This is a genomic window from Micromonospora sp. NPDC048063, from assembly GCF_043202855.1.
Lineage (GTDB): Bacteria > Actinomycetota > Actinomycetes > Mycobacteriales > Micromonosporaceae > Micromonospora.
On sequence record NZ_JBIDBG010000001.1, the window covers coordinates 190,240 to 217,127 of the forward strand.

General features: G+C 73.4%; 25 protein-coding genes and 1 riboswitch. Of the genes, 16 read left to right on the forward strand and 9 right to left on the reverse strand.

Going from position 1 to position 26,888, the window contains the following annotated elements:
• Positions 1 to 73 precede the first annotated feature (73 nt).
• On the reverse strand, positions 74 to 2,632 hold the full coding sequence (locus ACGFZ2_RS00905) for a GH32 C-terminal domain-containing protein (RefSeq protein ID WP_393448771.1): 2,559 nt from the start codon (positions 2,630 to 2,632) through the stop codon (positions 74 to 76).
• 239 nt (positions 2,633 to 2,871) lie between these two features.
• Between ACGFZ2_RS00905 and ACGFZ2_RS00910 the strand changes: the two genes are divergently transcribed.
• The 6 genes from ACGFZ2_RS00910 (at position 2,872) to araB (ending at position 9,190) form a co-directional block, all read left to right on the forward strand.
• Entirely contained in the window at positions 2,872 to 3,957 is a 1,086-nt protein-coding gene (locus tag ACGFZ2_RS00910) for a substrate-binding domain-containing protein (protein WP_393266216.1), read from the forward strand.
• Between the two features lie 86 nt (positions 3,958 to 4,043).
• Positions 4,044 to 5,072, forward strand: a complete 1,029-nt coding sequence (locus ACGFZ2_RS00915; RefSeq protein ID WP_393266213.1) for an ABC transporter permease — start codon at positions 4,044 to 4,046, stop codon at positions 5,070 to 5,072.
• Positions 5,069 to 5,908 carry an ATP-binding cassette domain-containing protein gene (locus ACGFZ2_RS00920; RefSeq protein ID WP_393266211.1) on the forward strand — a complete coding sequence of 280 codons (840 nt, stop codon included), beginning with the start codon at positions 5,069 to 5,071 and terminating at the stop codon, positions 5,906 to 5,908. Before ACGFZ2_RS00915 ends, ACGFZ2_RS00920 begins: the two co-directional genes overlap by 4 nt.
• A 52-nt stretch (positions 5,909 to 5,960) precedes the next feature.
• Positions 5,961 to 6,914, forward strand: coding sequence for a carbohydrate kinase (locus ACGFZ2_RS00925; protein WP_393266208.1), 954 nt, complete (start codon positions 5,961 to 5,963; stop codon positions 6,912 to 6,914).
• 125 nt (positions 6,915 to 7,039) lie between these two features.
• A complete protein-coding gene (locus tag ACGFZ2_RS00930) occupies positions 7,040 to 7,300 on the forward strand; it encodes a hypothetical protein (protein WP_357699352.1) in 261 nt (86 codons plus the stop codon).
• A gap of 219 nt (positions 7,301 to 7,519) precedes the next feature.
• Positions 7,520 to 9,190: a ribulokinase gene (gene araB, locus ACGFZ2_RS00935; RefSeq protein WP_393448774.1), complete on the forward strand. Its 1,671-nt coding sequence runs from the start codon at positions 7,520 to 7,522 to the stop codon at positions 9,188 to 9,190.
• Between the two features lie 95 nt (positions 9,191 to 9,285).
• Here araB and ACGFZ2_RS00940 read toward each other — a convergent pair whose 3' ends face one another.
• Positions 9,286 to 10,722, reverse strand: a complete 1,437-nt coding sequence (locus ACGFZ2_RS00940; RefSeq protein WP_393448777.1) for a glycine hydroxymethyltransferase — start codon at positions 10,720 to 10,722, stop codon at positions 9,286 to 9,288.
• A 17-nt stretch (positions 10,723 to 10,739) separates the two neighbouring features.
• Positions 10,740 to 10,829: riboswitch (ZMP/ZTP riboswitch) on the reverse strand.
• Between the two features lie 129 nt (positions 10,830 to 10,958).
• On the opposite strand from ACGFZ2_RS00940, the gene ACGFZ2_RS00945 reads away from it, so the two are divergent.
• Positions 10,959 to 11,810, forward strand: a complete 852-nt coding sequence (locus ACGFZ2_RS00945) for a metallophosphoesterase family protein (RefSeq protein WP_393266202.1) — start codon at positions 10,959 to 10,961, stop codon at positions 11,808 to 11,810.
• A gap of 42 nt (positions 11,811 to 11,852) precedes the next feature.
• Here the strand turns inward: ACGFZ2_RS00945 and ACGFZ2_RS00950 are convergent, their stop codons facing one another.
• The 5 genes from ACGFZ2_RS00950 to ACGFZ2_RS00970 all read right to left on the reverse strand — a co-directional run bounded on the left by ACGFZ2_RS00950 (position 11,853) and on the right by ACGFZ2_RS00970 (position 16,218).
• Positions 11,853 to 12,353, reverse strand: a complete 501-nt coding sequence (locus ACGFZ2_RS00950; RefSeq protein WP_393266200.1) for a hemerythrin domain-containing protein — start codon at positions 12,351 to 12,353, stop codon at positions 11,853 to 11,855.
• A 114-nt stretch (positions 12,354 to 12,467) separates the two neighbouring features.
• A complete protein-coding gene (locus tag ACGFZ2_RS00955; RefSeq protein ID WP_393266198.1) occupies positions 12,468 to 13,946 on the reverse strand; it encodes a S8 family serine peptidase in 1,479 nt (492 codons plus the stop codon).
• A gap of 148 nt (positions 13,947 to 14,094) precedes the next feature.
• Positions 14,095 to 14,964 carry an NAD(P)H-hydrate dehydratase gene (locus tag ACGFZ2_RS00960; protein ID WP_393448780.1) on the reverse strand — a complete coding sequence of 290 codons (870 nt, stop codon included), beginning with the start codon at positions 14,962 to 14,964 and terminating at the stop codon, positions 14,095 to 14,097.
• Complete coding sequence (locus tag ACGFZ2_RS00965) at positions 14,948 to 15,679, reverse strand: histidine phosphatase family protein (protein ID WP_393266194.1); 732 nt, start codon at positions 15,677 to 15,679, stop codon at positions 14,948 to 14,950. The genes ACGFZ2_RS00960 and ACGFZ2_RS00965 overlap by 17 nt, the downstream gene beginning before the upstream one ends.
• A gap of 68 nt (positions 15,680 to 15,747) precedes the next feature.
• Positions 15,748 to 16,218 carry a hypothetical protein gene (locus ACGFZ2_RS00970; RefSeq protein ID WP_393448783.1) on the reverse strand — a complete coding sequence of 157 codons (471 nt, stop codon included), beginning with the start codon at positions 16,216 to 16,218 and terminating at the stop codon, positions 15,748 to 15,750.
• Between the two features lie 122 nt (positions 16,219 to 16,340).
• Between ACGFZ2_RS00970 and ACGFZ2_RS00975 the strand changes: the two genes are divergently transcribed.
• The 3 genes from ACGFZ2_RS00975 to ACGFZ2_RS00985 all read left to right on the forward strand — a co-directional run bounded on the left by ACGFZ2_RS00975 (position 16,341) and on the right by ACGFZ2_RS00985 (position 18,098).
• Positions 16,341 to 16,571, forward strand: a complete 231-nt coding sequence (locus ACGFZ2_RS00975; protein WP_357699478.1) for a hypothetical protein — start codon at positions 16,341 to 16,343, stop codon at positions 16,569 to 16,571.
• Between the two features lie 132 nt (positions 16,572 to 16,703).
• Positions 16,704 to 17,030 carry a hypothetical protein gene (locus ACGFZ2_RS00980; protein WP_350707556.1) on the forward strand — a complete coding sequence of 109 codons (327 nt, stop codon included), beginning with the start codon at positions 16,704 to 16,706 and terminating at the stop codon, positions 17,028 to 17,030.
• A 96-nt stretch (positions 17,031 to 17,126) separates the two neighbouring features.
• Entirely contained in the window at positions 17,127 to 18,098 is a 972-nt protein-coding gene (locus ACGFZ2_RS00985; RefSeq protein ID WP_393266189.1) for a DNA polymerase domain-containing protein, read from the forward strand.
• Positions 18,099 to 18,204: 106 nt separating this feature from the next.
• On the opposite strand, the gene ACGFZ2_RS00990 is transcribed toward ACGFZ2_RS00985, so the two are convergent.
• Positions 18,205 to 18,711 carry an Lrp/AsnC family transcriptional regulator gene (locus tag ACGFZ2_RS00990; protein ID WP_393448786.1) on the reverse strand — a complete coding sequence of 169 codons (507 nt, stop codon included), beginning with the start codon at positions 18,709 to 18,711 and terminating at the stop codon, positions 18,205 to 18,207.
• Positions 18,712 to 18,816: 105 nt separating this feature from the next.
• Between ACGFZ2_RS00990 and pdhA the strand changes: the two genes are divergently transcribed.
• From pdhA to ACGFZ2_RS01020, 6 genes are all read left to right on the forward strand, one after another.
• Positions 18,817 to 19,983 (forward strand): pyruvate dehydrogenase (acetyl-transferring) E1 component subunit alpha, encoded by a 1,167-nt coding sequence (gene pdhA, locus ACGFZ2_RS00995; RefSeq protein WP_393448789.1) that lies wholly within the window; start codon positions 18,817 to 18,819, stop codon positions 19,981 to 19,983.
• Positions 19,983 to 20,999: an alpha-ketoacid dehydrogenase subunit beta gene (locus tag ACGFZ2_RS01000; protein WP_393448792.1), complete on the forward strand. Its 1,017-nt coding sequence runs from the start codon at positions 19,983 to 19,985 to the stop codon at positions 20,997 to 20,999. The genes pdhA and ACGFZ2_RS01000 overlap by 1 nt, the downstream gene beginning before the upstream one ends.
• The gene (locus tag ACGFZ2_RS01005) at positions 20,996 to 22,363 is read left to right on the forward strand and encodes a dihydrolipoamide acetyltransferase family protein (protein ID WP_393448795.1); all 1,368 of its coding nucleotides are present in this window, start codon (positions 20,996 to 20,998) and stop codon (positions 22,361 to 22,363) included. The genes ACGFZ2_RS01000 and ACGFZ2_RS01005 overlap by 4 nt, the downstream gene beginning before the upstream one ends.
• Positions 22,364 to 22,500: 137 nt before the next feature.
• Positions 22,501 to 24,165, forward strand: coding sequence for a right-handed parallel beta-helix repeat-containing protein (locus ACGFZ2_RS01010; RefSeq protein WP_393266591.1), 1,665 nt, complete (start codon positions 22,501 to 22,503; stop codon positions 24,163 to 24,165).
• Between the two features lie 319 nt (positions 24,166 to 24,484).
• Positions 24,485 to 25,750: an Ig-like domain-containing protein gene (locus tag ACGFZ2_RS01015; protein ID WP_393448798.1), complete on the forward strand. Its 1,266-nt coding sequence runs from the start codon at positions 24,485 to 24,487 to the stop codon at positions 25,748 to 25,750.
• A 257-nt stretch (positions 25,751 to 26,007) separates the two neighbouring features.
• Positions 26,008 to 26,358, forward strand: coding sequence for an STAS domain-containing protein (locus ACGFZ2_RS01020; protein ID WP_393266173.1), 351 nt, complete (start codon positions 26,008 to 26,010; stop codon positions 26,356 to 26,358).
• Between the two features lie 83 nt (positions 26,359 to 26,441).
• On the opposite strand, the gene ACGFZ2_RS01025 is transcribed toward ACGFZ2_RS01020, so the two are convergent.
• Entirely contained in the window at positions 26,442 to 26,834 is a 393-nt protein-coding gene (locus ACGFZ2_RS01025) for an FKBP-type peptidyl-prolyl cis-trans isomerase (protein ID WP_357699385.1), read from the reverse strand.
• Positions 26,835 to 26,888: the final 54 nt, after the last annotated feature.

Sequence of the window (26,888 nt, forward strand, 5' to 3'; positions counted from 1 at the left end):
TCCTACCGGACGGGTGCTGCGGCGGCCGGGGGCCGTTGACCGTACCCCCGGCCGCCGATGATCGACTCCCAGGTTATCGCCACACCGAGCGCAACGGCCGCACGGTGAGCGAGCGCACCACCACCTGACCGCCCTCGGCGAACAGGCGGGTCTGGTCGCTGGACGCCGCCGGGAAGACCTGGTCGGTGATCGTGGTCTGACCCGCGCCGCCGAAGACCTCGACGGAGGAGCGGTCCACGTAGATTGTCATCCGCACGCGGTTCCCCTCCACGGTCAGCGGGCCGCTGTGCACGCCGGGGAAGAGCGGACCGACGTCGACCCGGCCCGACCGGGTCCGGTCGACGAAGAGGCGTCGCGCCGCTACGTCGTACCCGACCACCGTCCGTTCGTCGCCGCCGCCGCGCACGTGTAGGCCGAAGCGGTCGGCGTCGCGCAGCTCGAACTCTGCCTCGATCTCCAGCACGTCGCCGTCGGCGGCGGGCGGCAGGTCGGTTACGCCGGGTCCGAGGGTGGCGTCGCGCAGGGTGAAGGCCGTTCCGTCGCCGCGCAGGCCGCGGACCTGTGCCGCCGGTCGTTGGACCAGCCGGACCGCACCGTCGATCGTGGACAACCCGAACTCCCGGGGCAGGGCCATGGCGCCGCGCCAGGGCGAGGTCGGGACGTTGCCGGCGTACTGCCAGTTGTTCATCCAGCCGATCAGGATCCGCTTGCCCCCGGGGACGCCGTGGTAGGAGACGGCGGCGTAGTAGTCCTTGCCGTGGTCCACCCAGTCGTAGCGCTCCAGCTCGCTGGTCGCCGGCCGGTCGCCGGCCATCACGTGGTCGACGAGGATGTGTCCCCAGCCGCCCGAGTTGAAGTCGTTGATCTCCAGGTGCGCCCGCCGGCCGGCCAGGTCGCGCACGTCCCAGGCCACCCAGTCCAGGCGTTCGCTGTCCTTGCCGGTCGCGGTACGGACGACCTCGCCGTCGACGACGAGGTTGACCGCGGTCTCCACCGACCTCGGCAGCACCGGCGCGTCGGTGGCGATCAGGTGGTCGACCAGCAGGTGCCCCCAGCCGCCGGTGTGCTCGTCGACCACGCGCAACTGGGCGCTGCGGCCCCGGAACTCGGTCACGTCCCAACTGCGCCAGTTCACGAAGCCGGAGAAGTTTCCGGTGCCGGTGCGGACCACCTCGCCGTCGACGAGCAGCTCCACCACCGTCCGGGGCGTGTCGGTGCCGAGGTGGCCGCCGGCGCCGACGAGAACGCTCAGGTGGTTCCGGCCGATGGTGAACGCCGGCGAGGTCAGCGTGCCCGTGGTCGTGTCCGCCTCGAAGAAGGTGGTGAGCAGCTTGTCGCCCACGTGGCCCCGCTCGGACCGAGCCGGGCCCACCACCGGTGCGCGGTTGCGCAGGCCGCCGGTCGCCGTCCAGCCCGCCTGCTCGTACGTCCGGCCGTCGGGGAACTCGAAGTCGAGCACCGGCTCGGCGTCCTCGGGCACGAACGCGGTGGTCGTGTCGGGCAGGTGCGGGTGCGCGCCGCCACCGACGAGGAGGTTCAGGTAGTCCTGCCGGAGCGTGAACTCGGGGGAGACCAGGCGTCCCTTCGGGGCGTCGAAGCCGAGGAAGCTGTTGACCAGGGCGCGGCCCTGGAAGCCGCTGACCCGCTGCTGGCCGGGGACCGTGCCGGGGTACGGGGCGGCGCCGAAGGGCCCCGGCCCGAGTGCCGGGTCGTTCTCGACCGTCCAGCCCGCGTAGCCGTCCTCGAAGTCGGCGAGGAGCGTCCCCGTCGGCGGGGCCGGGTCGCCCGTCACCACGTTGTCGGCGGTGAAGGTGGTGCCGTCCCAGTCGCCGACGAAGTACTGCGCGCCCGATCCGCCGGCCACGGCGCCCGGGTTGAGGTTGACCACCAGCACCCACTTCGTGCGGTTCGGGTCGCCGTCGACCGGCAGTTCGAACAGGTCCGGCACCTCCCACACGCCGCCGACCGCGTTGGCGGGCCCGAAGTCGCTCAGGTGGGTCCAGGACCGGAGGTCGTCGGAGCGGTAGAAGCGCACCTTGTGCTCGGTGGCCAGCACGATCGCCATGACCCAGTAGCCGGCGTCGGCGTCCCAGAAGACCTTGGGGTCGCGGAACTCCCGCGAGCCGAGGTCGAGCACGGGGTTGCCGGCGTACCTCGTCCACGTGCGTCCCCGGTCGGTGCTGTACGCCAGGGACTGCGCCTGGATGCCGGTCGCCGGGTACGCGCTGGTGTAGACCGCGACCATCGCCGGTGCGCCGGGCCGGCCGAAGCCGGAGGTGTTCCGTTCGTCGACCACGATCGAGCCGGAGAAGACGTGCTCGTCGGCCGAGTACGGGATCGCGACCGGCAGCTCCTCCCAGTGGAAAAGGTCGCGGCTCACCGCGTGCCCCCACGACATGTTGCCCCACTGCGCGCCCTCGGGGTTGTACTGGTAGAAGAGGTGCCACTCGCCCTGGTACCACACCAGGCCGTTCGGGTCGTTCATCCAGTTCCGCTCGGGACTGAAGTGGATCTGCGGTCGGTGCGGCTCGTCCCTGGTGCCGGGCGGCGCGCCGCTGGCGGTGGTGCCGGGCAGTGTCGCCATCAGGGCCGCGGTCGTGAACGCCGCGGCCAGCAATCGACGGACCCTCATCCACACTCCTCCGTCCTTCGGGGGGCGCCCGCCGTCGAGACGCGCCGGGCGGCGAACGTGGAGCGAATGCTGTGCGGTAGCTGACATCGTTGTCAAGGGCACCCGGCGTGTTACTACACGATTACGAGAAAGTGCATCAAGATGTATTGACACCGTGGCGTTGCTCACTGGAAACTCCGCTGACATCGTTGTCGAGCCGGTCCGGCGATCCTGGCCGGATGTCTTGTCGAGGAGAGAACATGATCCAGCGCACGGGCCGCCGTCGGGGCGCCCTGCTGCTCGCCGCCGTCGCGGCCACCAGCATGGTCGCCGGCGGCTGCGGGGACAGTTCCGGCGGCGCGGGCTCCGCCGGTGGCGGCACCGTCGCCGTCTCCCTGATCACCAAGAACTCCACCAACCCCTTCTTCGTCGCCATGCAGCAGGGCGCGAAGAAGGCCGCCGAGGCGGAGGGCGTGAAGCTGACCCTGGCCGCCGGCAAGGAGGACGGCGACGAGGCCGGCCAGGTGCAGGCCATCGAGGACGCCATCGCCCGCGGCGACGAGGGCATCCTGATCACCCCGAACGGCCCCGGCGTCAACCCCGCCATCAAGAAGGCCCGGGACGCCGGCCTCTACGTCATCGCGCTGGACACCCCGCCCGACCCGGCCGACACCGTCGACATCACCTTCGCCACCGACAACTTCAAGGCCGGCGAGCTGATCGGCAAGTGGACCGCGAGCCAGCTCGGCGGCAAGCCGGCGACCATCGCGATGCTGGACCTGTTCAACGACAAGGTCGTCTCCGTCGACTACAACCGGGACCAGGGCTTCCTGACCGGCATGGGCATCGACACCGCCGACCGGAAGAAGAACGGCGACGAGGCGAAGACGGGCAACTACTCCGGCGGCACCTACACCATCGCCTGCAACGAGCCGACCAACGGCGCCGAGGACGGCGGTCGTACGGCCATGGAGAACTGCCTGACCCGCAACCCCGACATCAACGTCGTCTACACCATCAACGAGCCCGCCGCGGTCGGCGCGCACAAGGCGCTCCGGGCCGCGGGCAGGACCCAGGGCGTCCTGGTCGTCTCCGTCGACGGCGGCTGCGACGGCGTACGGCAGGTCAAGGACGGGGTCATCGGCGCGACCTCCCAGCAGTACCCGCTGAAGATGGCCGAGCTGGGCGTGCAGGCGATCAAGAAGATCGCGAACGGCGGCGAGAAGCCGAAGGTCTCCGACGGCCTGGACTTCTTCGACACCGGCGTCACCCTGGTCACCGACAAGGCGACGACCGGGGTCGAGAGCATCACCAGCACCGACGCCGCCCAGCGCTGCTGGGGCTGAGCCACCGCCGCCCGGCCGGGGTGTCCGAAAGCATCCCGGGGCCCGGCCGGGCAGGTCGTCCGCCATCGACAACGGCAGGAGTACGCGTGACCACCACGTCACCACCGACCACCGCCGCGCAGCAGTTCGCCCTGCGCCGGCACTCACCGCTGCAACGCGTCCAGCACCTGCTGCACGCGCACCCCGCGATCAGCCCCTTCCTCGTGCTGGTCGTCTCGTTCGTCGTCTTCTCCACCATCAACCCGCGGTTCGCCTCGCCCAACTCCCTGTCGCTCGTCCTGCAGCAGGTGGCGGTCATCGGCGCGCTCGCCGTAGGCCAGACGCTGATCATCCTGACCGCGGGCATCGACCTGTCGGTCGGCGCGATCGTCATCCTGGCCATGATGCTCTCGGCCAAGCTGGCCGAGGGGCAGGGCCTTCCCGGCGTGCTCGCGATCCTCCTCGCCATCGCGGTCGGCGCGGCGGCGGGAGCGCTCAACGGGGCACTCGTGACCCGGCTGAAGCTGCCACCCTTCATCGTCACGCTCGGCACGCTCAGCGTCTTCACCGCCGTCGGCCTGCTCTACTCCGGCGGGCAGAGCGTGCAGGCCACCGACCTTCCGCCGGTGCTCAGCTGGACCGGGGAGTCCTTCCCGGTGGGACCGTTCCGGATCACGGCCGGCGTCGTCGCGGTGGTGCTGCTCTACCTGGCGGTCGGGTACGCGCTGGCCAGGACGGCCTGGGGGCGGCACGTCTACGCGGTGGGCGACGACAAGGAGGCGGCACGGCTCGCCGGCATCCGGGTCGACCGGGTCCTGCTGAGCGTCTACCTCGTCGCCGGCGCGATCTACGGCCTCACCGCCTGGATCCTCATCGGCCGTGCCGGCGCGGCCAGCCCCAACGCCATCACCGACGCGAACCTGGAGAGCATCACCGCCGTGGTCATCGGTGGCACCAGCCTGTTCGGCGGGCGCGGTGCGGTGCTCGGGACCCTGCTCGGCGCGTTGATCGTCGGGTTCTTCCGCAGCGGACTGTCGCTGGCCGGGGTCGACGACCAGTACCGCGTCCTCGCCGTGGGCCTGCTGGTGATCCTCGCCGTGGCCGTCGACCAGTGGATCAGGAAGGTGAGGGCATGACCGCCACCACGCACACCCCCGACGGGCGGACCGGCGCGGCCGACACGCGGCGGCGCTCGCCGGTGCTGTCGGCGCGAGGTCTGGTCAAGACGTTCGGCAGGGTCGTCGGTCTCGACGGGGTCGATCTCGACCTCTATCCCGGCGAGGTCCTGGCCGTCATCGGCGACAACGGCGCGGGGAAGTCGACGCTGATCAAGTGCCTGACCGGCGCGCTGACCCCGGATGCCGGAGAACTGTTCCTGGAGGGCAGGCCCACGCAGTTCAAGCGGCCGCAGGACGCCCGGGACGCCGGCATCGAGACGGTCTACCAGACGCTCGCCGTGGCGCCGGCGCTGGACATCGCGACCAACCTCTTCCTCGGCCGGGAGAAGCGCCGGCGCGGCCCCCTCGGCTCGATCTTCCGGATGCTCGACCAGAAGGGCATGCGGCGCGAGGCCGCCCAGGCCCTCGCCGACCTCGGCATCGGCACCCTGCAGAACGTGGGGCAGGCGGTCGAGACGCTTTCCGGCGGGCAGCGCCAGGCGGTCTCGGTGGCGCGCGCAGCGGCCTTCGGCAGCAAGGTGATCGTGCTCGACGAGCCGACCGCCGCCCTCGGCGTCAAGGAATCCAACCAGGTGCTCCGCATGATCGAGGAGGTCCGGTCGCGAGGGCTGCCGGTCATCCTCATCAGCCACAACATGCCGCACGTGTTCGAGGTCGCCGACCGCATCCACATCCAGCGACTGGGTCGCTGCGCGGGCGTGGTGACGCCGGCGTCGCACACGATGCCGGAGGCGGTGGCGATCATGACGGGCGCGACCACCCTCGAGGAGACCCCGGGCCGGACCGCGGCCTGAGGGCCGCTCCGCACATGGCCGGGGCTCGGCGCAGCCTCGGGAAAGGACCACTGTGATCACTGTTGTCGGCGAGGCCCTGGTGGATCTGATCGAGGACCCACCGGGGGAGGCCGTCGCCCACCCCGGGGGCAGCCCGGCGAACGTCGCCGTGGCCCTGGCCCGCCTCGGCCTGCCCACGACCCTGCTGACCCAGCTCGGCGACGATGCGTACGGGCGGTTGCTCCGCGCCCACCTGGCCGACAACGGCGTGCGCCTCGACCCCGCCTCGGTGCCGGACCTGCCGAGCACCAGCGTGGCCCGGACGCATGTGGACGCGGACGGTCAGGCGGGGTACGACTTCCGCATCGCGTGGCGGTCCTTCCCGCGGACGGCCGTGGCCGGCGTCGGCGTCGGCGCCGACTGCCTGCACACCGGGTCGCTGGGCGCGGTCCTGCCGCCCGGCGCCGACGACGTGCGGGCGCTGGTGCACGCCCGGCGGGCCACCACGATGATCAGTTACGACCCGAACTGCCGGCCGTCGCTGATGGGGGACCGGTCGGCGGTCCGGAGCCGGGTCGAAGACCTGGTGGCGGCCAGCGACATCGTCAAGGTCAGCGACGAGGACCTGGCCTGGCTCCATCCGGGGCGCGGGCACGAGCAGGTCGGGCGGGAGTGGCTGGACCTGGGCGCGCACCTCGTGGTGGTCACCCGGGGTCGCGGCGGGGCGTGGGGGGCCACCCGGCACGGCGAGGTGCGGGTGGACGCCCGGCCGGTGGAGGTGGTGGACACGGTCGGGGCCGGTGACGCGTTCACGGCGGGACTGCTGGCCGCGCTGAGTGACCTGGGACTGCTCGGCGCGGCGCGGCGCGGGGCACTCGCGGCGGCGGGCCGGGACGACGTCGCCGTCGTGCTCCGCCGCGCCGCCGACGTCGCCGCCTGGACCTGCCGTCGGCGGGGGGCCGACCCGCCCACGCGGGCCGAGCTGGCTGCCGGGGAATCCGCCGGTGGACCGCTGCGGGTCGGTTGAGAGCTTGCCCGCAGGGCCGTCCACAGTAGTCGGTCGCGGCCCGGCATCTCGGCGCTGACACACCGCGTTCATCGCACGGCAAAGCGCGACTGCCTGTGTTTCGCCGTCCTCGATGGACACCCATAATGGACGTCATGATCGCTTGGGAGTACGCGTTGCTGGTCCGCCGCTATCAGGGGCAGGGCCGCAACTTCCATGTCAGCTTCATCTGGTACGGCCCGGACGGGACGCGTCGGGACATCACCGCGTACGGCGACACCGCGATCGCGCACCTCAACCGGGCCGGCCGGGAGGGCTGGGAGCTGGTCTCCGCCGCCGAGGACGTGAACAACATCCAGGGCAGCACCGAGGTGCACCGCTACCACCTGAAGCGGCCCATCGCCTGACCGGGCGGGGCGGGCGGTCAGTCCCGGCGGTCCTGGCTGAGGAAACCGGGCTCTCGCGCATTTGTCGGCTCCTGATCCATGGGGTGACGCGTGTGTGGAGGGGCGCCGAGCCTACGTGTGTCGATGTATTGGGATCAACGACTGCGGTAGCGTTGCCTCCCGCCGCCGCTGAACCGCCGCCCCGCCGGGCGCCGGAGCGGCGCGGCGGGAGGAGGAGCGGTGGCGCAGCCGGCAGCCGGGGTGCCCGGGCACGTCGTCGGGGTCGACTTCGGCACCCTCTCCGGCCGGGCGGTCGTGGTGGACGTCGCCGACGGCGTCGTGCGCGGCGAGGCCGTGCACGCGTACCGGCACGGGGTGATCACGGAGCGGCTGCCCGACGGGACGCCGCTGCCGCCGGACTGGGCGTTGCAGCACCCCGACGACCACCGCGAGGTGCTCCGGGTCGCGGTGCCCGCCGCGCTGCGGGCCGCCGGCGTACGCCCCGAGGACGTGCGCGGCATCGGCGTCGACGCCACCTCCTGCACGATGCTGCCCACCCGCGCCGACGGCACCCCGCTCTGCGAGCTGCCCGAGCTGGCCGGTCGGCCGCACGCGTATCCGAAGCTGTGGCGGCACCACGCGGCCCAGCGGCAGGCCGCCCGGATCAACGACGTCGCCGCCGCGCGCGGCGAGACCTGGCTGCCCCGCTACGGCGGGCGGGTCTCCGCCGAGTGGCAGCTCGCCAAGGCGCTGGAGGTGCTGGAGGAGGACCCGGCGGTCTTCGACCGCGCGGAGCGCTTCATCGAGACGGCGGACTGGCTGGTCTGGCAGCTCTGCGGGCGGGAGACCCGCAACGTCTCCGCCGCCGGCTTCAAGGGGCTGCGGCAGGACGGGCGGTACCCGTCGGCGGAGTTCCTGCGCGCCGTGCACCCCCGCCTCGACGGGCTGCTGCCCCGGATCGACGGCCCGCTCGCGCCGCTGGGCGCCCGGGCGGGCGGGCTGACCGCCGAGGCGGCCCGGTGGACCGGGCTGCCGGTGGGCACCGCCGTCGCGGCCGGGTCCATCGACGCGCATGTCACCGCCGCGGCTGCCCGCGCGGTCGAGCCGGGCCGGATGCTCGCCGTCCTCGGCACCTCCACCTGCCTGATCATGAACGCGGCGGCGTACCACGAGGTGCCCGGGGTCTGCGGCGTGGTCGACGGCGGCGTCACCACCGGTTCGTGGGGCTACGAGGCGGGGCAGAGCGGCGTCGGGGACATCTTCGCCTGGTACGTCCGCACCGGCCTGCCGGCCGACTACGCCGACGAGGCGCGCCGCCGCGGGCTGAGCCCGTACGAGCTGCTGGACACCCTCGCCGCCGACCAGCCGGTGGGCGGGCACGGGCTGCTGGCGCTGGACTGGCACAGCGGCAACCGGTCGGTGCTCATGGACCACGAGCTGAGCGGGGTGCTGGTGGGGCTGACCCTGGCCACCCGGCCGGAGGAGATCTGGCGGGCGCTGCTGGAGGCCACCGCGTTCGGCGCCCGGACGGTGGTCGACGCGTTCACCGCCGCCGGCGTGGCCGTCGACGAGCTGACCGTGGCCGGCGGGCTGACCCGCAACCGGCTGCTGCTGCGGATCTACGCCGACGTCATCGGCCGGCCGCTGCACGTGGTCGACTCCGCGCACCCGGCGGCGCTGGGCGCGGCGATCCACGCGGCGGTCGCCGCCGGGGCGTACCCGGACGTGCCGGCCGCCTCGGCGGCGATGGGCGCCGCCCGCCGCGAGACCTGGCACCCCGACCCGGCCCGGGCGGCCGCCTACGACGAGCTGTACGCGGACTACCGCGCGCTGCACGACCACTTCGGCCGGGGCGGCACCGACGTCCTGCACCGCCTCCGCGCCCGCCGCCACCGCACCCACCGCCCCTGACGCTCCCACCCCGCACGGCCGGACTGGGACGAGGGCGGGACGGGGACGCCCCCGCGCGGCGGGGCCGGGCGGGGGCGTCGGGGCGGGTGCCCGGGTCAGCCGAGGTCGACGGCCGGGTAGAGCGGGAAGCCCGTGAGCAGGTCGCTGGCCTGCTTGCCGACCCGGTCGGCGACGGCCGGGTCGAGGACGTACTTGGCCTTCGACGGGGTGCCGTCCGGGTTCGCGCCCGGCCGGGTCTGGCTGAGCACGGTGTGGATCAGCTCGGCCGTCTCGTCCATCTGCGCCGGGCCCAGCCCCCGGGTGGTCAGCGCCGGGGTGCCGACGCGGATGCCGGAGGTGTACCAGGCGCCGTTCGGGTCCTGCGGGACGGAGTTGCGGTTGGTGACGATGCCCGAGTCGAGCAAGGCCTGCTCGGCCTGCCGGCCGGTCAGCCCGTAGCCGGTGACGTCGATGAGCACCAGGTGGTTGTCGGTGCCGCCGGTGACCAGCTTGCCGCCCCGGCGCAGCAGCCCCTCGGCGAGGGCCTGGGCGTTGGCGACGATCCGCTGGGCGTAGTCGGCGAAGTCGGGGCGGCGGGCCTCGGCCAGGGCGACGGCCTTGGCGGCCATCACGTGCGGCAGCGGGCCGCCGAGCACCATCGGGCAGCCCCGGTCGACCTGGTCGGCCAGCTCGGGCTGGCAGAGCACCATGCCGCCGCGCGGGCCGCGCAGCGACTTGTGCGTGGTGGTGGTGACGATGTGCGCGTGCGGCACCGGGTCGAAGTCGCCGGTGAAGACCTTGCCGGCGACCAGGCCGGCGAAGTGCGCCATGTCGACCATGAAGGTGGCACCGACCGAGTCGGCGATCTCCCGCATGATCCGGAAGTTGACCTTCCGGGGGTACGCCGAGTAGCCGGCGACCAGGATCAGCGGCTTGAACTCGCGGGCCGCCTCGGCGACCCTGTCGTAGTCGACCAGCCCGGTGGCCGGGTCGGTGCCGTAGCTGCGCTGGTCGAACATCTTGCCGGAGATGTTCGGGCGGAAACCGTGGGTGAGGTGGCCGCCGGCGTCCAGGGACATGCCGAGCATCCGCTGGTTGCCCAGCTCCCGGCGCAGCGCGAACCAGTCGGCCTCGGTGAGGTCGTTGACGTGCCGCGCCTGGGCCTTCTTCAGCGCCGGGGACTCCACCCGGTCGGCCAGGATCGCCCAGAACGCGACCAGGTTGGCGTCGATGCCGGAGTGCGGCTGCACGTACGCGTGGGCGGCGCCGAACAGCTCCCGGGCGTGCTCGGCGGCGAGCGCCTCGACGGTGTCCACGTTCTGGCAGCCGGCGTAGAAGCGGCGGCCGACGGTGCCCTCGGCGTACTTGTCGCTGAACCAGTTGCCCATGGCCAGCAGGGTGGCCGGGGAGGCGTAGTTCTCGCTGGCGATGAGCTTGAGCGACTCGCGCTGGTCGGCGAGCTCGGCGCCGATGGCGTCGGCCACCCGCGGCTCGACGGCGCGGATCACCTCGAGGGCGCTGCGGAAGGCGGTGGATTCGGCGTTCGGCGACATGCGACCTCCAGTGACGTGCGGAAGGCCCAGGCGCTCGGCATGCGTCCTCATGACGGGACCGCTTCCCGATGGTTCTCCATCCCCACGCGCCAGTCACGGCCCACCGCCGATCCTACCGGGTCGGCCGGGCGCGCCCCGGCCCACCTGGGGACCGCCGCACCCGCGGTGCGGTGCATCGATCGGCGCGCGGCCCGCGCGGTTCGCGGTCGTCACCGGCGGCGCATAGGATCGCGGTCATGGCGGGGGAGGACGGCGGGGGCGGCAGCCTGCTCGCCATCAGCGACCTGCACGTGGGGCACCCGGGCAACCGGGCGGTGGTGGAGGGGCTGCGCCCGGGGTCGCCGGACGACTGGCTGATCGTCGCCGGGGACGTCGGCGACACCGTGGCCGACGTCGAGTGGGCCCTCGGGCTGCTCGGCGACCGCTTCGCGCGGGTGGTCTGGGCGCCGGGCAACCACGAGCTGTGGACCCCGCCGGCCGACCCGGTGGCGCTGCGCGGGGTCGCCCGCTACCAGCACCTCGTCGACCTGTGCCGGCGCCTCGGCGTGCTGACCCCCGAGGATCCGTATCCGGTGTGGCGGGGGTCGGGCGGGCCGGTGCTGGTGGCGCCGCTGTTCCTGCTCTACGACCACAGCTGGCGCCCGGAGGGGTTCGACACCCCGGAGGCGGCGCTGGCCGAGGCGTACCGGACGGGGATCGTCTGCACCGACGAGTTCCTGCTGCACCCCGACCCGTACCCGAGCCGGTCGGCGTGGTCCGCCGCCCGGGTCGCCGAGACCGCCCGCCGGCTCGCCGCGCGGGAGCCGGGGCTGCCGACCGTGCTGGTCAACCACTGGCCGCTGCTGCGCGAGCCGACCCGGATCCTGCGCTATCCGATCTTCGCCCAGTGGTGCGGCACCGAGGCCACCGCCGACTGGCACCTGCGCTTCGACGCCGCCGCGGTGGTCTACGGCCACCTGCACATCCCCCGCACCACCTGGCACGACGGGGTGCGGTTCGAGGAGGTGTCGGTGGGCTACCCGAGGGAGTGGCGGTCCCGGGCCGTACCGCCGGCGCTGCGGCGGATCCTGCCCGCGGCCCCGGCGTGACGACGGACCCCGGCGCACCGGGGCCCGTCGGAGGCGGTCGGCTCAGGCCGTCACGGCGTCGAGCGACTTCTTGATCGCCTTCGGGTCGGTCGGCTTGCGCGGCGCGTCCGCGCGCAGCTCGATCATCCGCTCGCCGATCTCCTGGAGCTGCTTACGGCCGAGCGCCTCGCGCACCTTCGGGAACCACTCCTGCTCCTCCTCCTCGACGTGGTGCAGGACACTCTCGATCAGCACCGTGGTCTTGGCGTTGAAGCGCTCATCGTCGGCGTCCATGGCGAACAGTTCGGCGCAGAGCACGTCGGCGACGTGGTGCTCCTCGTACGACTCGAGGATGTCGTCCTCCAGGTCGGGCAGGAGCTTGCGGACCTCCGGGTACATCACCTCGTTCTCCAGGTAGGTGTGCACCGTGAGGGCCTCCAGGATCTGGCTCACCAGCTTCTGCCGCCGCGCGGCCGGTCCCTCCTCGGCATCCTGGAACGCCTTGAACAGACGGCGCATCTCCTTGTGGTCCTCTTTCAACAGGACGATGGCATCGGTGGACACCGTTGACCTCCTCGGCTCGTCGGACGCCCCCTCCCGTACCCCGGCCGTGAGCAGCGAAAACGGGTGGGGCCCGGCGGATCACCGCCGGGCCCCACCACGGGTCGTGCCGTGCTGCTACTTCACCACGTTGTACGCGTTGACCATGCCGGCGCCGTAGAACGAGTTGCGCTCGCCCCCCGTGCAGGTGGCCGGGAAGCCCGGCCGCGGCTCCCAGACCCCCTCCTCACAGGGGACCGACTCGGCGGTCCGCTCCAGGAAGGACGCCAGCTGGCCCGGCGTCATGCCGGGGTGGGCCGACAGGGCCAGCGCCGCGACGCCGGCCGCGTGCGGGCTCGACATCGACGTGCCCTGCTTGTAACCCCAGCCGTTGGTCTTCGTCGCCGTGTCGAAGGTGGTCGACAGGATGCCGTCGGTCGGGGTCGGGCTGACGCCGTTGGTGCGGAACCGGGTGTCACCGCCGGGCGCGGTGACGTCCACGACGCCCAGGCCGTACGAGGAGTAGTAGCTCTTCTTGCCGGTCGGGGCGACCGCCGAGACGGTCACCACGCCCGGCGCCTCGCCCGGCAGGACGAGGCAGGAGTTGGTGAGGTCTTCCCGGGTCTCCGGGTCCTCCGTCGGCGGCAGGTTGTTCGGGCTGCCGGTGTCGGTGATCTTGTGGGCGAGGTCCCAGTTCGAGTTGCCCGCCGACGCGACGTGGAGCACGCCCTTGCTCTGCGAGTAGCGGATGGCCCGCTGCACGGCCTGCCACACCGGGCGCTGGCGCGCGTCGTTGCGGCAGTTCAGCTCCCACGGGTCGATGAAGTAGCTGTTGTTGGTGACCTGCATGCCGTGGTCGGCCGCCCACATGAAGCCGCAGAGCGCGGCCTCGGGGTAGATGAACCGGTCATCGTTGACGACCTTGACGGCGGCCACCTTGACACCCGGCGCCACACCGGTCACGCCGACGCCGTTGACGGCGGCGGCGATGGTGCCGGCCACGTGCGTGCCGTGGTCGGAGACGGTCGGGTTCCAGGCCGCCTCGGTGGTGTCCGCGACACCGCCGACGCAGGACGCGCTCCTGTCCTTGGCGATCTGGTCCTTCAGGTCAGGGTGGCTGGAGGAGATGCCGCTGTCCAGCACGCCCACCACCACGCTGGCGCTGCCGGCGTTGACGGCGTGGGCCTGCGGGACGTCGATCATCGGCATGTCCCACTGCTGACCGAACATGGGTTCCTTGGTCGGGTCGGCGGTCGCGTTCGCCGCCACGGCCGCGGAGACCTCCAGGGTCTCGCCCTCCTCCAGGGCGGTGCCCAGGCCGGCGGTGGACGCCACCGAGTCGACGCCCGCGCCCGCCACGTCCGTGACGAAGTCGGGGTTGGCCGACCGGACGACGAGCACGCCGATCTGGTCGTAGCTGGCCACCACGGTGCCCTTGGCGGCGGCCACGCGGGCGGCCGCCTTGTCGGTCTTCGCGCCCTGCGGGGCGAGGACCAGGAACGTGGTGTCCGGGCCGGCGGCCGACGCCGCCGGGGCAAGCCCGCCGGTGACGGCGAGGCCGACACCGAGTGTCACGGCGGACGCGGCAGCCAGTGTCTTGCGACGGAGGTTCTTCACACAGACTCCCAGGGGGCTGTTTCCAGCCGGATACGCCCCCTGGCGGGGAGCGGCCGGCGGGAGGCGGGCGGGGGTGCCCTCCTCCGACCCACCAGCGTAGGAGCGGAGTGTGGCGTTACACACATCCGTTCGGCCAGACAAGGAAGTGTCAGACGGTGGCGAGGGTGTGGGGAATCTCGTCCAGCAGCTCCCGGGCGAGGAACCCGATCCGGCCGAACCGCGGCACCAGCCGCTGGCCGCTCACCGCGTGGGCGAACGCCGCCCAGCACGCGGCCTGCGCCGGCTCGGCACCCCGCGACAGCAGCCCGGCCAGCAGTCCGGCGCGGACGTCCCCGCTGCCGGACGTGCCGAGCCCCGCGTCGCCGCTCTCCTCCCGCCAGCTCCGCCCGTCGGGTGTGGAGACGTGGCCGTAGAGCGAGACCACGGCGTCGTACCGGCCGGCGAGCTCGATGGCCTCGGCGTCCAGGTCGTCGCTCGGGTCCCGGCCCAGCAGGTGCCGCGCCTCGGTGAGGTTGGGGGTGAGCACCACCGGCCGTCCGGACCCGACCAGCAGGTCCGGGGCGTGGCTGAGCGCACCCAGGGCGTACGCGTCGAGCACCAGCGCCGTCTCCCGGGCGGCCGCGTCGAGCACCAGGCGCAGCAGCGCCCCCGTCTCGTCGATGTCCTTCAGGCCGGGGCCGAGGGCGACCACGTCCGCCTCGGCCACCAGGTCGCCCAGCAGTTCGCCGGGCCCGCCCGCGACCGCGCCGTCGGCCTTCTCGGGCAGGCCCACCACCAGCGCCTCGGGCACCTGGATGCTCAGCGCGGCGGCGGTGGACTCGGCGGCGGCGAGCTGGAGCACCCCGGCCCCGGCCCGCAGCGCGGCCACGCCGGCGAGCAGCACCGCCCCGGGGGTGAACCGGGAGCCGCCGACCACCAGCACCGTGCCCCGGGCCTCCTTGCCCCCGGTCGGCACCGGCAGCGCCCAGTCCCGTAGCAGCCAGGGGGTGATCACCAGCGTGTCAGACCGGTTCGGCATGGACCTCGTCCTCCCTGGTCGGCCGGGCGCCCTGGGCCCGCAGGTGGCCGACGTCGTTGAACACGTCCAGGCTCAGCCGGCCGTCGGCCCCGGCGGACCAGCCGGTGATCGAGCAGTTGGCGATGACGTGCTCCCGGGTCAGCGCCATCAGCTCCGCCTCGGTCAGCCCCTCCACCAGGTAACGGGTCAGGAAGACCAGGGCGTCATGGCCGAACAGCAGCGCCCGCCGGCCCTCGTGGTCGCGGCGCAGGTCGCCGAGAAGGGCGCGCAGGCGCAGCGCCACGTCCGTCCAGGACTCGCCGCCCGGCGGCCGGTAGTAGAACTTGCCGAGCCGGTCCCGGCGCGCCGCCTCCTCCGGGTGGCGCCGGCGCGCCCCGTACCCGGTCAGCCCGTCCAGGATGCCGAGTTCCCGGTCGCGCAGCCGCTCGTCGCGGGTGAGTGGAATCCCGGTGCCGGCCAGGGCCAACTCGGCGGTCCGCACGGCCCGCAGGTACGGCGACACCACCGCGACGTCGGGCCGGCGGGCCTCGGGCAGCCCGGCCAACCAGCGCGCGGTGGCCCTGGCCTGCTCCTCCCCGGTCGGGCTCAGCGGCACGTCCGCGTCCCGGTGGGTCAGGTCGATCAGCTCGGCGCCGGACGCCTCGGCCGCGGTGGCCGCCACGTTCGCCGTGCTCTCGCCGTGCCGGACGATCCAGAGCGCTGCCAGTTCCGCCATGCGGCACCCCCTACCCGAGGCCCGCCCCGGATAACCGCCCCCCGCCGCCGCGGCGGGCGGCGGGACCCTCAGGTCGCCGGGCAGCGGGCGAAGAGGGTGGTGAAGCCTGACTCGACGCGCTCCACGCCGAGCACCAGGCCCGCGCCCTCCCCGGCGATCGTCAGCTCCAGCTCCTCGTCCACCTGGACCGACTCGAAGCTCGACCAGTCGAGCACGACGTGGTCGCGCCGGGCCTGGAACATGTCGCCGTGGTCCACGAAGACGCGCCACCGGCCGGCGCCGTGCCGCGGCACCGCGCCCGCGTGTTCGGTCTCCCGCCGGTAGCCCGGCACGAAGTCCTCGTCGTGCAGAACCTCGTCGATCAGCGAGGCGGAGACGTCGGTGACGGTGAATCCGCCGGCCGCGTCGAGGGTGAGCACGTCCCGTTCCGGGCCGCACCAGACACCGGTGACGTCGGCGGCGGTAGGCGGCGGCTCGCCCGCGCAGCCGGCGGCGACAAGCACCAACGCCAGCGACACGTACCCCATCCGTCCGCGCACGAACGCCCCCCTCCGCCCCGGCATGGTAGTCCCGCCGTCGGGCGTGAACGGGACCAGGCCGGGTAAGCGCTGCTGCCACCGAACGGCGAAGAGCGAGATGGGGAGGTACGTCCGTGGCGACCATGACCAAGGAAATGATCAGCCCGGTCAAGGACCAGAACTACGACCTGATCCACGTCCTGCAGATGTCGTTGCAGCACATCTGGAAACTGGACACGTATATCGCCGACGCGGAGTCGCGGGGCGACACGGAACTGGCCACCTGGTTCCGGAAGATGCAGGAGAACAACCGCAAGGCGGGTGAGCAGGGCAAGAAGATGCTCATGTCGCGCCTCCAGGAGGAGATGAGCTGAGTTCGGCCCGACGTGGCCGGGCGGCCGGAGACGGGCCGCCCGGCCATCTCGCGTACGCCCGGCGTACGGGGCAGCGCGGACGGCGGTCGACCGGCAGAATGTCCATCCGGGTCGCACGGGATGGAGCCGCCGATGACGGTCGTCAGGGGTCTGCGGGAAGCACTGGTGCTGTTCGTGATCGCGCTCGTCGTGGTCGCGGCCGCCGCCGGGGTCTGGGTCGCCCTGGGCGGCGGCGACTTCGTCTACCGCTTCGGCATCGCCCTCGTGGTGGTCGGGGGGCTGCTCGGGATCACCGGTGACCTCACCCTGAGCCGAATCGGCATGATGGGGGCGCGCGCCACCTTCGGCGTGGCGCCCGAACGCGAGGCCGCCGGCGAGGGGCGGGTGCTCACCGGGATCGGGATCTTCCTGTTCGTCGGTCTGCCGCTCATGGCCGTCGGCATCATGCTGATCGCCTGAGACTGAGCCCGACGGCCGCCGGCCGGGTCGGAGACGCGCTTCGCCGGGGGCCGCGACGGGCCGTGCCGACCGGCCCGCCGGGTTACGGTGTGGGGCGTGGCGACGCCGGCCGAGGAGATCAAGGTGGGGGAGCGGCTGGTCCGCGTCTCCAGCCCCGACAAGCCGTACTTCCCCGAGCTGGGGCTGACCAAGCTGGACGTGGTGCGGTATTTCCTGGCCGTCGGCGACGGCGTCCTGCGCGCCCTGCGGGACCGGCCGACCATGTTGGAGCGGTGGCCGCGCGGCGTCTTCCCGGGGGCGAAGATCGGCACCCGGCAGGACAACCGGGGCGACGCCTTCTACCAGAAGCGGCTCCCGGCGGGGGCGCCCGAGTGGGTGCGCACCGCCCACATCACCTTTCCGAGCGGGCGTACGGCCGACGAGGTCGCGCCGAGCGAGCTGGCCGTGGTGATCTGGGCGGCGAACCTCGGCACGCTGCGCTTCCACCCGTGGCCGGTCTCCGCCGCCGACGTCGAGCGGCCCGACCAGCTCCGGATCGACCTCGACCCGATGCCGGGGGTGGGCTTCGACCAGGTGGTGCCGGTGGCCCACGAGGTGCGCGCGTTCCTCGACGAGCTGGGGCTGACGGGCTATCCGAAGACCACCGGCGGGCGGGGCCTGCACGTCTACCTGTCGATCGAGCCCCGGTGGAGCTTCGGCGAGTGCCGGCGGGCGGTGCTGGCGCTGGGCCGGGAGATGCAGCGCCGGCTGCCGGAGCTGGTCACCACCACCTGGTGGCGGGAGCAGCGGGACCGCCCGGTCTTCGTCGACTACAACCAGATGTCCCGGGACCACACGATGGCCTCGGCGTACTCCATCCGCCCCACCCCGCAGGCGCTGGTCTCCGCGCCAGTGGACTGGTCGGAGCTGGACGACGCGCGGCCGGAGGACTTCGACGTCACCACGATGCCGGCCCGGTTCGCCGAGCGAGGCGACCCGCACGCGGGCCTCGACGACCGGCGCTTCTCGCTCGAGCCGCTGCTGGAGTTGGCCGACCGGGAGGGGCTGGAGGCCCCGCCGGAGCGCTGAGCCCGCCGGCCACGGCGGACCGCGGCCGGAGTGCCGGGCCCGCCGGCCGCCGCGGGCCCGGCCGGCGGGCCGCCGGAGCGGCGAGCCTGCCCGGCCAGCCCGACGCTCACTCCCACGGGCTGCGGTCGCCGTCGAACTCGTCGAAGACCAGCCAGGTGCGGGTGGACAGCACCCCGGCGATGCTCTGCACCCGGCCCAGCACCACGTCCCGCAGCGTGGCGTTGTCCGGCGCCCGGACCAGGGCCAGCACGTCGTGGTCGCCGCCGAGCAGCGCGGCGTGCTCGATGTAGCGCACCCGGGCCAGCTCCGCCGACACCTCCCGCCAGGTGTTCTGCTCGATCTTGAGCGCAACGTACGCCGAGGTGCCCAGCCCCGCCGCCTCGGGCGCGACCTGGGCCCGGAAACCGGTGATCACCCCGTCGCGCAGCAACCGCTCCACCCGCGCGTACGCGTTGGTGCGGGAGATGTGGATCCGTTCGGCGAGGGTGCGCACGGAGGTGCGGCCGTCGCGGACCAGTTCGTCGAGGATCCGCCGGTCGACCTCGTCCAGGGGGCGGGCCGAACGTCCCGTTCCGGCGGTCGACTCCGCGCTCGGCCCGGACTCCTGGCTCATCTCGATGCCTCCCGCATGCCATCCGTCCCGCGTTTGTCATGGATCTTGAGTCAATCATCCGACGGCAGGAGCATAGGCCCACCACACGTCCCAGGAGGTCCCGCCGTGACGACCACACCCGAGGCGGTCCGCAGGGCATCCCCGCGCAGGCGCCGGGCGGCCACCCCGCCCGACCCGGCCAAGCCGCTGCTGCCGGCCACCGAGCCGGTCCGCCTGCTCGATCCCGCCGGCACGCCGCTGCCCGCCCACGCCGACTACCCCGAGCCGCCCGTCGAGGCGCTCGCCGACATGTACCGGCGGATGGTCATCGGCCGCCGCTTCGACATCCAGGCCACCGCCCTGACCAAGCAGGGCCGGCTGGCGGTCTATCCGTCCTCGCGCGGCCAGGAGGCCTGCCAGGTCGGCGCGATCCTCGCCCTGCGCGAGGACGACTGGGTCTTCCCGACCTACCGGGAGTCGATGGCGCTGGTCTCCCGGGGCATCGACCCGGTCGAGGTGCTGACCCTGCTGCGCGGCGACTGGCACTGCGGGTACGACCCCGCGGCCCGGCACACCGCCCCGCAGTGCACCCCGCTGGCGACCCAGTGCGTGCACGCCGCCGGGCTGGCCTACGGCGAGGCGTACCAGGGGCGGGACACCGTCGCGCTGGCCTTCATCGGCGATGGGGCCACCAGCGAGGGCGACTTCCACGAGGGCGTGAACTTCGCCGCCGTGTTCAAGGCGCCGGTCGTCTACTTCGTGCAGAACAACAAGTACGCCATCAGCGTCCCGCTGTCCCGGCAGACCGCCGCGCCGTCGCTGGCGTACAAGGGCGTCGGCTACGGCGTGCCCAGCGAGCAGGTCGACGGCAACGACCCGGTCGCCGTCCTCGCGGTGCTCACCCGCGCGGTCGCGCACGCCCGCGCAGGCTTGGGGCCGTTCCTCGTCGAGGCGCACACCTACCGGATGGAGCCGCACACCAACGCCGACGACGCCACCCGTTACCGCGACGGCGCCGAGGTCGACGCCTGGCGGGACCGGGACCCGGTCGCCCGCCTGGAGACGTACCTGCGGGCGCGGGACGTGCTCGACGACGCGCGGGTCGCCGCGATCGCCGACGAGGCCGAGGCGTACGCCGCCGACCTGCGTACCCGGATGAACGCGCAGCCGACGGTCGACCCGATGAGCCTCTTCGACCACGTCTACGCCGAGCCCACCCCCCAGTTGGTCGAGCAGCGCGAGCAGGTCCGCGCCGAGCTGGCCGCCGCCGCAGACGAGGAGGGTGAGCGCTGATGGCCACCCTGACCATGGCGAAGGCGCTCAACGCCGCGCTCGCCGACGCGATGCTCGACGACGACCGGGTGGTCGTCTTCGGCGAGGACGTCGGGGCGCTCGGCGGCGTCTTCCGGATCACCGACGGCCTCCAGGCCCGGTTCGGCGACAAGCGCTGCTTCGACACCCCGCTCGCCGAGGCCGGCATCGTCGGCTTCGCCGTCGGCATGGCCATGTCCGGGTTGCGCCCGGTGGTCGAGATGCAGTTCGACGCGTTCGCGTACCCGGCGTTCGAGCAGATCGCCTCGCACGTGGCGAAGCTGCGCAACCGCACCCGGGGCGCGCTCAGCGTGCCGATCGTCATCCGGGTGCCGTACGCCGGCGGCATCGGCGGGGTCGAGCACCACTGCGACTCCAGCGAGGCGTACTACGCCCACACCCCCGGCCTGAAGGTGGTCACCCCGGCGACGGTCGAGGACGCGTACTCGCTGCTGCGCCAGGCGATCGACGACCCCGACCCGGTCGTGTTCATGGAGCCGAAGAAGCTCTACTTCTCCAGCGCCGACGCGGAGCTGCCCGCGACCGCCCCGCCGATCGGCCGCGCGGTCGTGCGCCGCCCGGGCCGCGACGCCACCCTCGTCGCGTACGGGCCGGCGGTGCCGGTCGCGCTGGAGGCCGCCGAGGCCGCCCGCGAGGAGGGCTGGGACCTGGAGGTGGTGGACGTGCGCAGCATCGTGCCGTTCGACGACGAGACTGTCACCGCCTCGGTCCGCCGCACCGGCCGGTGCGTGGTGATCCACGAGGCGCAGGGCTTCGCCGGGGTCGGCGCCGAGATCGCCGCCCGGGTGCAGGAACGCTGCTTCCACGCCCTGCACGCCCCGGTGTTGCGGGTGTCCGGCCTGGACATCCCCTACCCGGCGCCGATGCTGGAGCACACCCACCTGCCGTCGGTGGACCGGATCCTCGACACGGTGGCCCGACTCCAGTGGGACGACCAGCCGGACGGGCGCTGGCTGACCCGGGGGAGCGCGGCGTGACCACCGTGGACGGGACGCAGGTCTTCCTCCTGCCCGACCTTGGGGAAGGGCTGAGCGAGGCCGAGATCGTCGAGTGGCGGGTCGCCGTGGGCGACGTGGTCACGGTGGACCAGACCGTCGTCGAGGTGGAGACCGCCAAGGCCGTCGTCGACGTGCCCTGCCCGTACGCCGGGCGGGTCGTGGCGCTGCACGGCGCGGCGGGTGAGGTCCGCCCGGTCGGCCAGCCGCTGGTCACCATCGCGCCGGTGGGCGGCGACGGCGGGGCCGGCGACGAGCCCGCCGGGCACGCCACCTACCGCGAGGAGGAGCGCGCCGGCTCCGGCAACGTCCTGATCGGGTACGGCACGGGCCACGGCGGCTCGGGGCGGCGGCGTCGCCGGCCCCGCCTCGCGGTCGCCCCCGACCCCCGCCCGGCCGAGCCCCTGGCGGCGCCCGCCGCCCCGGCGGTGGCGGCGGACCGCCCGCACGACGCGGCGCCCCTGGTCATCTCGCCGATCGTGCGTCGGCTGGCCCGCGAGCACGGCCTCGACCTGGCCGCGCTGCGCGGCACCGGCCCCGGCGGGGTGGTGCGCCGCGCCGACGTGGAGGCCGCCGCGGCCGAGGCCGCCTCGCCGGCCGCCCGGCTCGCCGCGGTGCCGGACCAGCCCGCCGGGCCGGCCGCGCCGGAGGCGGCGGACGTGGTCGTCCCGTTGACCGGCATCCGCAAGGCGATCGCCGACAAGCTCTCCCGCAGCCGGCGGGAGATCCCCGAGGTGACCATCTGGGTGGACGTCGACGCCACCGGGCTGCTGGAGACCCGGGCCGCGATCAACGCGGCGACCCCGGACGCGCCGGTGGGCATCCTGGCCCTGCTCGCCCGGATCTGCCTGTCCGGGCTGCGCCGGTTCCCGCAGCTCAACGCCCGCGTCGACACCGAGGGCGAGCGGATCGTCCAGTCGGCCGGGGTGCACCTGGGCATCGCCGCCCAGACCGACCGGGGGCTGGTCGTGCCGGTGCTGCGGGACGCCCAGCGGCTCACCACCGCCGAGCTGGCCGCCGAGCTGACCGCGACCACCTCGGCGGCCCGGGCCGGCACGCTGCCCCCGGCCCGGCTCACCGGCGGCACCTTCACGCTGAACAACTACGGCGTCTTCGGCGTCGACGGCTCCACGCCGATCATCAACCACCCCGAGGCGGCGCTGCTCGGGGTGGGGCGGATCGTGGACAAGCCGTGGGTGGTGGACGGGCAGCTCGCGGTGCGGAAGGTGACCCAGCTCAGCCTGACCTTCGACCACCGGGTCTGCGACGGCGGGGTGGCGGGCGGTTTCCTGCGGCACGTCGCCGACTGCGTCGAGCAGCCGGCGCTGCTGATCGCCAACGTCTGACCCGCTGCGACGGCCCCGGTTCCGCCTCCCGGCGGTGCCGGGGCCGTCGCCGTCGCGGCCGGCGTTTCCCCGAATGCGGTCCGGGAATGCGGGCCTGGCTGTCCCGCCGAGGGGAGGACGAGGTGGCGTACCCGGACATGCCCTCCGCCGGCGGCGTGCGCCGCTACGCGGTCGCCGGTGCCCCGCTGCTCTGCGACGCCCGGGAGCACGGCCTGGTGGGCGACGGCGAGACCAACGACCAGCCGGCCCTGGCGGCGCTGGTGGACCGCCTCGGCGACGCGTACGCCGCCGACGGCCGGGTCCGGATCATCTACTGCCCGCCGGGGGTGTACTCGATGCGGGACTCGGGCACCGTCTGGCGTTCCGGGGTGTCGCTGATCGGGGCCGGCCCGGGGGCGACCCGCTTCGTGCTCAGCAACGCCGGCAACCGGGCCGATCCCGCGCCGCTGGCCTTCCACACCGCGCAGCAGCACGGGGCCGGCCGGGAGCGCCACCTGGCCGACTGCACGTTCGCCGACTTCGAGATCGACGGTTCGGGCGTGGCGTCGGCGGACTACAACCCGCTGGCCAAGGGTCTCGGCCTGCAGTACGTCGTCCGGGGCATGTTCCGCAACCTGTACATCCACCACACCGCCGCCACCGGCCTGGGCTGCGACTTCCTCCAGGACTGCCTGATCGACGGGGTGCTGGTGGTCGGCTGCGGGCGGCTGGACAACGGCACCGAGATGGGCGGCGCGGGCATCGGCATCGGCATCGGCGGCTGGGGCAGCGTCGAACGGTTCAACATCGTCAACTGCAGCGCGGTGGCCAACGCGACGAACGGGATCTTCCTGGAGTTGCAGGAGGCGAATCACCTGCGCCCGCGCGGGGTGCGGATCATCGGCTGCCACGCCCAGGGCAACCGGTTCGGTATCTCCGACTGGGGCGCGAACGGTCTGATCGTCTCCGCCTGCACGATGACCGGCAACCTGGAGGCGGGCTTCCACGTCTCGGCGAAGGGCACCACGCACACCGCCGGGCGGGGTGGCCTGCTCACCGACTGCGTGATCGACGGCAACCTGGGCGACGGGGTCAGCATCGGCAACACCCCGGGCCCCTACACGATCCGCGGCAACCGGATCAGCGGCAACGGCCGGTACGGCTACCACCAGCGCAACCTCGGCGGCGTGGAGCAGCGGATCGCCGAGGAGATCGTCATCGAGAGCAACGACTTCTACGGCAACAGCGCCGACGCCATCCGCATCGACCGCCCGCTCCGCGACATGATCCTGGTCGGCAACCGGATCCGCAACAACGGGCGGCAGTGCGCGCCGGCGATGAGCGGGCACGGCGACTCGGTGCGCTACAGCGAGCGGAAGGTGGTGGACCGGCGGGCGACCTGGCCGAACGACGGTCACCGGGGCAAGGTGGTGCGCGTCGGCGACGGGATCGCCATGGTGGCCGCCAACGACGACACCGAGCTGACGCTCGCGCCGATTCGCCCCGACGCCTCCAGCGGATGGAGCGGGGGCACGCCGCTGCCGGGAACGCCGTACGAGCTGCCGGCCGGCCCGCCGGTGCGGGCCGGCATCACGATCAACGCGGCGGTCGACTCGGCCACCATCCGGGGAAACCGGATCTGGGACAACAAGCACCCGAGCACCCAGAACCACGGCCTCTGGATCACCGACGAGGGCAGTTGCGTGGACTGCCGGGTGGAGGACAACGACCTCGCCGGCAACGCCGACTCCGCCATCCGCATGGACACCCCGCCGGTCGGCGGCCGGTGGGAACGCAACCACGGCGACGACGACTGGACCTGAGCCGGCGCCACACAGGTGGCCGAGGTCGCCCGGCCGTTGCCGTCGCCACCGGCACGAGGCCGGGGCGGGGCACCGGGGGTGGGTCGGGTGGGAACGGCGCGGGGCGGCGCAACCGGGACGCGGCGGCATGGCCGGGCTCCGGCGGTGCGGGTCCGGGCGATCCCGGACGGATCCGGAAACGGGGGCACCCGGACTCATTCCGCGCAGTCCGGCAAATGCCCCCCATAATTGCGTTTCCCTTTTCGCCGAAAATTGCGCGCCCATCCGGGCGGTATGGAGAGAATGTGGCGGAGGACGCCAATTAACGGGGGGACGCATCATGAAGTTGAGGCGGCGACTGACGGTTCTGGCCGTGACCATCGCGGCCACGCCGTTGGCCCTCGGCGGGTGCACCGCCGACCGCAAACCGGGTGCCGGGTCGGCCGAGGGCCGGGCGGCGGCCCCGGAGCTGGCCGTGACGCCCGCCGACCGCGCCCGCGAGGTGCCGGTCAGCGCCGAGGTGGGGACCGTCGTCAAGGGCGGACGGGTCACGTCGGTCCGGATCACCGACGACAAGGGCGCGGAGATCAAGGCGGAGCCCCGGGAGGACGGCTCGGGCTGGGTGCCGAGCAGGCCGTTGCAGCCGCGGCGCACCTACACCGCGGAGGTGACCGCCACGGGCGACTCGGGGAAGACCACCACCCGGAAGACCACCTTCACCACGATGCCGAAATCGTCGAAGCCGGAAATCACCAGCACGTTGTATTTCGCCGGCAACCGGACGTACGGCACCGCCATGCCGGTGACCGTCGCCTTCGACCCGCCCATTCCGAAAGAGGCCAGGGCGGACGTGCAGCGCCGATTGTTCGTGAAGACCGACCCGCCGCAGCCGGGTACCTGGTCGTGGGTGTCCGACGGCAGCCAGGTCTATTACCGGGCCCCCGATTTCTGGCGCCCGGGCACCACGATCAGCGTCCGGGCCGGGCTGGAGGGCCTGCCGATCGGCAAGGACCGGGTCGGCGACTCCGACCGGACCGCCACGTCCAAGATCGGCCGGCAGGTGGCCCTGGAGATCGACAACGCGACCAAGCAGATGTCCGTGGTGCGCGACGGCAAGGTCGTCCGCAAGATCCCGGTCAGCATGGGCAAGCCGAGCACGCCGACCTCCAGCGGCAAGATGGTGATCATGGAGAAGCACGAGCAGACGACGTTCGACACCCGGGGTTCGGCCGACCCCTACGTGGTCGACGTCGAGGACGCCCAACGCCTCACCTGGGGCGGTGAGTTCATCCACGCGGCGCCGTGGTCGGTGGGGGACCAGGGCAACACCAACGTCTCGCACGGCTGCACCAACGTCTCGAACGAGGCCGCGGACTGGCTGATGGGCGTCACGCAGGTCGGCGACCTGGTCACCATCAAGGGCACCGAGGTCGGGCTGAACGAGGGCAACGGCTGGACCGCGTGGAACGTCGGCTGGGACGAGTTCGCCAAGGGCAGCGCGCTGCCCGTGCCGGCCGGGCTCCGGCCGGCCCCGTCGCAGGCCCCGCACCCGGGCGCCGTGGCCGGGGGCTCGCCGGTGCCGGCGCCGTCCGTCCGCGGCGGCTGACCCGGCCGTACGCACACCAGGGACCGGTCCGCCGCCAGGCGGGCCGGTCCCCGACCTGCCGAGCCGGCGGGACACGGTGTGGCACCCGCCGGCTCTCGACGCCGGGCGGCGGCGCGGGTGGGCCGGAGCTCACCGCGGCGGTGCGGTCCTCCTCCCTGAGGAGGATCAGGGAGGCCCTCGGGGGTGACCCTGGGTGGACCCGGATCCCGTCCCTGGGCAGGGCGGAAATGTCGGTGGTGGGGGCTAGATTCGTCGGCATGGGGCAGCGTGAGGACAGGTTCCACGTCGAGGTCAGCGTGGACGACTACGTGGTGGACGTGCGGGCGATCGGCGAGGTCGACATCGCCACGGTCGCCGCGTTCCGCTCCGCGCTCTGGGCGGCCCCCGCCCGGCCGGTGCTCCGGCTGGATCTCTCGGGCGTCCGCGTGCTCTCCGCCGCCGGGGTGCGGGCGCTGGTCGCCGCGCACCTGCGCATCCGCGCCCGGGGCGGCGAGTTGGTGCTGCTGCACCCCGACCCGGTGGTCGCGCGGGTGTTGCGGGCCACCGGCCTGCACCGGGTCATCCCGATCGTCGACGCCTGCGCCGACCGGGAGCTCGTGGCCTGCTGACCACCCCCGACCGATCGGGGTGCGTGTGCGGCCCGGGGCCGACCGCGCGCGGGCGGGTCGGCCCCGGGCCCGTGCTCAACGGCTCAGCGCACGCCGACCAGGTCGACGACGAAGACCAGGGTCTCGCCCGGCTTGATGACGCCTCCGGCGCCCCGGTTGCCGTAGCCCAGGTGCGGCGGGATGGTCAGCCGGCGCCGGCCGCCGACCCGCATGCCCACCACGCCCCGGTCCCAGCCGGCGATGACCTGCCCGGCGCCGAGCCCGAACTCGAACGTCTCGCCCCGGTTCCAGGAGGAGTCGAACTCGCGGCCGGTGGAGTGCGCGACCCCCACGTAGTGGACGTCGGCCAGCTGCCCCGGCTGGGCCTCCGGTCCCTCGCCGACGGTGATGTCCTCGATGACGAGATCGGCGGGCGGCGCGCCCTCGATCGGGCCCACCTCGGGCTTGCCGGAGCGGGCGCCTGCTGCCTGGTTCATACGGGAGTCTCCTGCCGTTTCGGTCCTGATGTCCCGGTCACCATCCTGCCGGAT